Origin of the sequence: Mycobacterium helveticum (genome assembly GCF_007714205.1) — a bacterium.
GTDB lineage: Bacteria > Actinomycetota > Actinomycetes > Mycobacteriales > Mycobacteriaceae > Mycobacterium > Mycobacterium helveticum.
Genome location: NZ_VMQU01000200.1, coordinates 1 through 6,038, shown reverse-complemented (window position 1 = coordinate 6,038; position 6,038 = coordinate 1). Strand labels below are relative to the sequence as shown.

The window sequence follows — 6,038 nt, the reverse complement described above, 5'->3', positions numbered from 1 at the left end:
GTCATCTGTGTTTTATTGTCATGGCGTTCATGGCATAGGCAGGCTAACGCGAAGTGTCTGATTCGCGAACCGGGAAGCGGGCGCCCCGGCTTTCGGAGGGCGGGCAGGCTGCAAGAACGCGCACGACTACCCGCTATGGTGTGAAGGCAGAGCGCACACAGTTACCGGGTAGTAACAGGTCCGTGCGTTGCGAATCGCGTACCGAGGTCGCGCAGCCGGGCGCTGCGGGACCCCTTCGAGGAGGACGAACCACACTCATGACGAACATCGTGGTCCTGATCAAGCAGGTCCCAGACACCTGGTCGGAGCGCAAGCTGACCGACGGCGACTACACGCTGGACCGCGAGGCCGCCGACGCGGTGCTGGACGAGATCAACGAGAAGGCCGTGGAAGAGGCGCTGCAGATCCGGGAGAAGGAGTCCGCGGACGGCGTCGAGGGGTCGGTGACGGTGCTGACCGCCGGTCCCGAGCGCGCCGCCGAGGCGATCCGCAAGGCCCTGTCGATGGGCGCCGACAAGGCCGTCCATCTCAAGGACGAGGGCATGCACGGCTCCTGCGTGGTGCAGACCGCGTGGGCGCTGGCTCGCGCGCTGGGCACCATCGAGGGCACCGAGCTGGTCATCGCGGGCAACGAGGCCACCGACGGCGGCGGCGGCGCGGTGCCGGCTATCATCGCCGAGTACCTGGGCCTGCCGCAGCTCACTCACCTGCGCAAATTGTCCATCGAGGACGGCAAGGTCATCGGCGAGCGCGAGACCGACGAGGGTGTCTTCGCGCTCGAGGCGACGTTGCCCGCGGTGGTGAGCGTGGCCGAGAAGATCAACGAACCCCGCTTCCCGTCGTTCAAGGGCATCATGGCCGCCAAGAAGAAAGAAGTCACGGTGCTGACCCTGGCCGACATCGGGGTCGAGCCCGACGAGGTCGGGCTGGCCAGCGCCGGGTCGACCGTGCTGTCGTCGACGCCGAAGCCGCCCAAGACCGCGGGTGAGAAGGTCACCGACGAGGGTGAGGGCGGCAACCAGATCGCCCAGTACCTGGTCGCCCAGAAGATCATCTAGCACGAGAAGCCCGGACACACGAGAAGCCCGGACACACGAGAAGCCCGGACACACGAGAAGCCCGGACACACGAGAAGCCCAGACACGAGAAGAGCGAACAACCCATGGCTGAAGTACTGGTGCTCGTCGAGCACGCCGACGGCGCGTTGAAGAAGGTCACCGCCGAACTGATCACTGCCGCCCGGGCGTTGGGCGAGCCGGCCGCCGTCGTCATCGGCAAGCCCGGCACGGCCGCGCCGCTGGTCGACGGGCTCAAGGAGGCCGGCGCCGCCAAGATCTATGTCGCCGAGTCCGACGTCGCCGACAACTACCTGGTCACCCCGTACGTCGACGTGCTGGCGTCGCTGGCCGAATCGGCCACCCCGGCCGCCGTGTTGCTGTCCGCCAGCGCCGACGGCAAGGAGATCGCGGGCCGGCTCGCCGCCCGGATCGGATCGGGGCTGCTGGTCGACGTGGTCGAGGTCAAGGAGGGCAACAAGGCCATCCACTCCATCTTCGGTGGCGCGTTCACCGTCGAGGCGCAGGCCAACGGCGACACCCCGGTGATCACGGTGCGCGCCGGCGCGATCGAGGCGCAGCCGCAGGCCGGGGCCGGCGAGCAGGTCAGCGTGGAGGTGCCGGCGGCCGCCGAGAACGCCACCAGGATCACCGCCCGCGAGCCCGCGGTCGCCGGTGACCGCCCGGAGCTGACCGAGGCCACCATCGTGGTCTCCGGGGGCCGCGGCGTCGGCAGCGCCGAGAACTTCAGCGTGGTCGAGGAACTCGCCGACGCCCTCGGTGCGGCCGTCGGGGCGTCGCGCGCCGCGGTGGACTCCGGTTACTACCCGGGCCAGTTCCAGGTCGGCCAGACCGGCAAGACGGTGTCCCCGCAGCTCTACATCGCGCTGGGCATCTCCGGGGCGATCCAGCACCGTGCCGGCATGCAGACGTCGAAGACGATCGTGGCCGTCAACAAGGACGAAGAGGCGCCCATCTTCGAGATCGCCGACTACGGGATCGTCGGCGACCTGTTCAAGGTGGCACCGCAGCTGACGGAGGCGATCAAGGCCCGCAAGGGCTGAGGTTTCGCGTCTGCCCGCGCCTTTTAGCCGGTGAGCATCTTCTGGATGCGGCGCACGGCGACCGAGCACACCGTCAGGTAGGGCGCCGACCACCACGGCACCGCGATGCTCACCCGCGCCCCGTCGCCCACGGGGTCGACCCGGTGGTGCGTCGCCGGCACCCCGGCCACCTTCCAGGCCCAGTGCCGGCCCGGGTCGAATTCGGTGACGACGAACGGCACCGCGACCAGCAGCGAGGTCTGCACCGTGCCGGTCGCGCGCAACCCCAGCTCGGTGTGGGGCTCGTCGAGCCGGGCCCGCCGGATCGTCGGACCCCACTGCGGCCACGCGTCGAGGTCGACCAGCAGCGCCCACACCGCCGCGGGCGGCGCCGCGACCACCCGGTCGGCGGTGAGCATGATGGCGCCGCCCGTCACGGGGCCGACCGCCCGAGCCGGCGCTGCTGGGAGACGACCTCATCCAGGTCACCGAGCCGTCGTAGCCCGGCCAGCGGCCGGTTCATGCGCCGGTTGCCGGCGAGGTGGCGCTCGTTGCGGCTCAAGAACCACCAGTACCCGGCGGTGAACGGGCAGGCGCGCTCGCCCGTCCGTTCGCCGGGGCGGTAGCGGCAGCCGCCGCAGTAGTCGCTCATGCGGTTGATGTACGCGCCGCCCGCGGCGTAGGGCTTGGTCGCCATCAGCCCGCCGTCGGCGTGCTGGGACATGCCCACGACGTTGGCGACCATAACCCAGTCGTAGCCGTCGACGAAGCACCGGTGGAACCAGTCGGCGAGCGCGTCGGGCTGCCAGCCGCGCTGCAGCGCGTAGTTGGACAACACCATCAGCCGCGGGATGTGGTGCACCCAGCCGTGGTCGCGGACCTGCGCGAGCACGTCGCGCAGGCAGCGGGCGCCCACCGCGTCGGCGTCCAGGTTCGCGAACCACTCCGGCAGCCGGGTGCGCGCCCCGAGCGCGTTGCGGCGCCGGTAGTCGGGCCCGAAGTGCCAGTAGACGTGCCAGACGTAGTCGCGCCAGCCGATCAGCTGGCGGATGTAGCCCTCGACGCTGCCGAGCGGCGCGTGCCCGGCGCGGTAGGCCGCCTCGGCGGCGTGGGCGCAGTCCAGGGGGTCCAGCAGGCCCAGGTTCATGGGCGCCGACAGCAGGCTGTGCGCCATGACGCGGTCCCCGCTGAGCATGGCGTCCTCGTGCGGGCCGAAGTGCGCCAACCGCTTCCGCAGGAACACCCGCAGCGCGGCCTGCACTTCGGTTGCGGTGACGGGGAATTCGCGCAAGCCGTCCCGGCCGACGAAGGACACCGACCCGTCGCGCTCCCAGCGGTCCAGGTCGGCGCGCACCTGCGCGTCGATGTCGTCCTCCTCGGGTCGCCAGGGCTCGGGCACACCCAGCGTGCCGGCGTTCCGGGGTGCCGGCTCGCGGTTGTCGGCGTCGAAGTTCCACCGGCCCCCGGCGGGCCCGTCGCCGTCCATCAGGATGTCGAACCGGCGGCGCGCGTCGCGGTAGAAGTCCTCCAGCCGCAGGGTCCGGCGCCGCCCGGCCCACTCGCCGAACTCGGCCCGGCTCGTGCAGAAGCCGCGGGCCGGCAGCACCTCGATCCCGGGCCGCGACCGCACGAACCGATCGGCCGCCCACGAGGTCGGCCGGCAGACGCTGACCGGGCCGGCGACCCGGTCCAGCGCCTCGCCGTACGTGCGGGTCCGCAGGAACGTGGCCTGATCGCCGAGTTCGGCGGCGCGGTGCCGCAGCGCGGACAGCACCAGGTGGGCCTTGCGCCGGTGGAAGCGGCGCCGTTCGAACACCGCCCGGGACTCGACGAGCAGCACCGGCTGGTCGGACCGGTCCAGAAAGTGCGGGCCCAGCTGGTCGGCGAAACACCACCGCCGCGCCGCCGCGGTCATCGCGCCTGCTGTGAGTTACCGCACATGGTGCTCACGTCCTATCCGAACGGTCGGTGACGGCTACGTGAACCGGCCTACCCCTGTCGGCGTCAGGTTAACCGCGGCCGGGCCCCGGCGCCCCCGCGCGCGTGCATTTCGTCATCTGACGTGCACCGACACGTCAGCGCGGCGATGCCGACTCGCCGAACGGTTGCGACACGGTCGTGACATGAGCATTGCTTCGGTCCTCATACCCAGCGACATACCCGGCGACAAATTGCCCGGCGACAAACCGGCCGGTCCGCGCTACTCCCTGCTGCTGTCCACCGATCCCGGCATGATCGCGGCCGCGCAGCGGCTCCGGTACGACGTGCTCAGCAGCACCCCCGGCTTCGCCCTGCCGGCCAGTGGTTACGAACGGCGCGACGTCGACCGGTTCGACGAGTTCTGCGACCACCTGCTGGTTCGCGACGACGACAGCGGCGAGCTGGTGGGTTGCTACCGGATGCTGGCGCCGGCGGGCGCGATCGCGGCCGGCGGGCTCTACACCGAGACGGAGTTCGACCTGCGCGCCTTCGACCCGCTGCGGCCGTCGCTGGTGGAGATGGGTCGCGCCGTGGTGCGCGACGGCCACCGCAACGGCGCCGTGGTGCTGTTGATGTGGGCCGGCATCCTCGCGTACCTGGACCGCTGCGGCTACGACTTCGTCACCGGATGCGTGTCGGTGCCGATCGGCGGCGAGTCCGGCGACGAGGTGCCGGGCAGCCGGCTGCGCGGTGTCCGCGACTTCATCCTGAGCCGGCATGCCGCCCCGGCGCAGTACCGGGTGCATCCGCGCCGGCCGGTGGTCGTCGACGGCAGGGCCATCGACGACATCCCCGCGCCGGCCCGGCCGTCGGTTCCCGCCCTGCTGCGCGGCTATCTGCGGCTGGGCGCCCGGGGCTGCGGGGAGCCCGCCCACGATCCGGCCTTCGGCGTCGGGGACTTCTGCGTCCTGCTGGACAAGCGGCGCGCCGACACCCGTTACCTGCGCAGACTGCGGTCGGTCTCGGCGGCCTCCCGGCTCACCTCCGGCCCCGCCGGCGGCCTGCGGTGAACCCCGTCACCGGCCACGCCTGGCTGCCGCACAACAAGTGCGACGTCGGCTGTGTCTGCCCGGGCAACGCCGACGACGAATCCCGGGTGCGGGTGACGCTGCGGGTGGCGCTGCGCTGCACGCTGGCACTGCTGCTGGCGCCGGGGCTGCCGCTGCTGGCGGTGCCCGTGCCGGGCCGGACCCGCGTCCAGCGCCTCTACTGCCGGTTGGTGCTGCGCTGTTTCGGCGTGCGGATCACGGTGTCGGGCAACCCGATCCGCAACCTGCGCGGGGTTCTGGTGGTCAGCTCCCACGTGTCGTGGCTGGACGTCTTCGCCATCGGGTCGGTGTTGCCCGGGTCGTTCGTGGCCCGCGCCGACATGTTCACCGGGCGCGGGACGGGGGTGGTGGCCCGCATCCTGAAGGTCATCCCGATCGAGCGGTCCAGCCTGCGGCGCCTGCCCGCGGTGGTGGACGCCGTCGCCGGGCGGCTGCGGGGGGGTCAGACGGTCGTGGCCTTCCCCGAGGGCACCACCTGGTGCGGGCGGGCCAGGGGAGCGCACCGGGGCCGCGGGTCGTTCTACCCGGCGATGTTCCAGGCCGCCATCGACGCCGGCCGCCCGGTGCAGCCGCTGCGGCTGACCTATCATCACGCCGACGGCAGCGTGTCGACGGTGCCGGCCTTCGTCGGTGACGAGACGCTGCCGCGGTCGATCCGCCGGCTGCTCACGGTGCGCCGCACGCTGGCGCGGGCGCAGGTCGAAGCGCTGCAGCTGCCGGGAGCCGATCGGCGGGACCTGGCCGGCCGCTGCCAGTCCGCGGTGGCCGCGGGAGCGTCCCGCCGTCAGGGTGACGACCACCTGCTGGTGGCCTGACGCCGCGGCCCGCTGCTGAGTTCGGGGTCGCTGAGGGGCCGGGTAACGTGGGGCGCGTCATGGTCTACCTGGATCACGCCGCCACCACCCCGATGC

General features: G+C 71.9%; 6 protein-coding genes. 4 read left to right on the top strand and 2 right to left on the bottom strand.

The genetic code is table 11. The features are described from left to right. Positions 1-257: 257 nt before the first annotated feature. Both FPZ47_RS26110 and FPZ47_RS26105 read left to right on the top strand, forming a co-directional pair. Positions 258-1,058 (top strand): electron transfer flavoprotein subunit beta/FixA family protein, encoded by an 801-nt coding sequence (locus FPZ47_RS26110; RefSeq protein WP_144954045.1) that lies wholly within the window; start codon positions 258-260, stop codon positions 1,056-1,058. A 104-nt stretch (positions 1,059-1,162) separates the two neighbouring features. Beyond that, positions 1,163-2,119: an electron transfer flavoprotein subunit alpha/FixB family protein gene (locus tag FPZ47_RS26105; protein WP_144954043.1), complete on the top strand. Its 957-nt coding sequence runs from the start codon at positions 1,163-1,165 to the stop codon at positions 2,117-2,119. A gap of 23 nt (positions 2,120-2,142) precedes the next feature. Here the strand turns inward: FPZ47_RS26105 and FPZ47_RS26100 are convergent, their stop codons facing one another. After that, the gene (locus tag FPZ47_RS26100; protein ID WP_342781082.1) at positions 2,143-2,535 is read right to left on the bottom strand and encodes an SRPBCC family protein; all 393 of its coding nucleotides are present in this window, start codon (positions 2,533-2,535) and stop codon (positions 2,143-2,145) included. Beyond that, positions 2,532-4,013 carry a cryptochrome/photolyase family protein gene (locus tag FPZ47_RS26095; protein WP_144954041.1) on the bottom strand — a complete coding sequence of 494 codons (1,482 nt, stop codon included), beginning with the start codon at positions 4,011-4,013 and terminating at the stop codon, positions 2,532-2,534. Before FPZ47_RS26095 ends, FPZ47_RS26100 begins: the two co-directional genes overlap by 4 nt. Before the next feature lie 208 nt (positions 4,014-4,221). On the opposite strand from FPZ47_RS26095, the gene FPZ47_RS26090 reads away from it, so the two are divergent. Next, entirely contained in the window at positions 4,222-5,088 is an 867-nt protein-coding gene (locus FPZ47_RS26090) for a GNAT family N-acetyltransferase (RefSeq protein ID WP_144954038.1), read from the top strand. Next, positions 5,085-5,942, top strand: a complete 858-nt coding sequence (locus FPZ47_RS26085) for a lysophospholipid acyltransferase family protein (RefSeq protein ID WP_144954035.1) — start codon at positions 5,085-5,087, stop codon at positions 5,940-5,942. The genes FPZ47_RS26090 and FPZ47_RS26085 overlap by 4 nt, the downstream gene beginning before the upstream one ends. Positions 5,943-6,038 lie beyond the last annotated feature (96 nt).

What these genes read in the sequence shown, in the direction of transcription:
- FPZ47_RS26095 (WP_144954041.1), bottom strand. Translation starts at nt 4,013, where the DNA reads ATGACCGCGGCGGCGCGGCGGTGGTGTTTCGCCGACCAGCTGGGCCCG.
- FPZ47_RS26110 (WP_144954045.1), top strand. Translation starts at nt 258, where the DNA reads ATGACGAACATCGTGGTCCTGATCAAGCAGGTCCCAGACACCTGGTCG.
- FPZ47_RS26090 (WP_144954038.1), top strand. Translation starts at nt 4,222, where the DNA reads ATGAGCATTGCTTCGGTCCTCATACCCAGCGACATACCCGGCGACAAA.
- FPZ47_RS26105 (WP_144954043.1), top strand. Translation starts at nt 1,163, where the DNA reads ATGGCTGAAGTACTGGTGCTCGTCGAGCACGCCGACGGCGCGTTGAAG.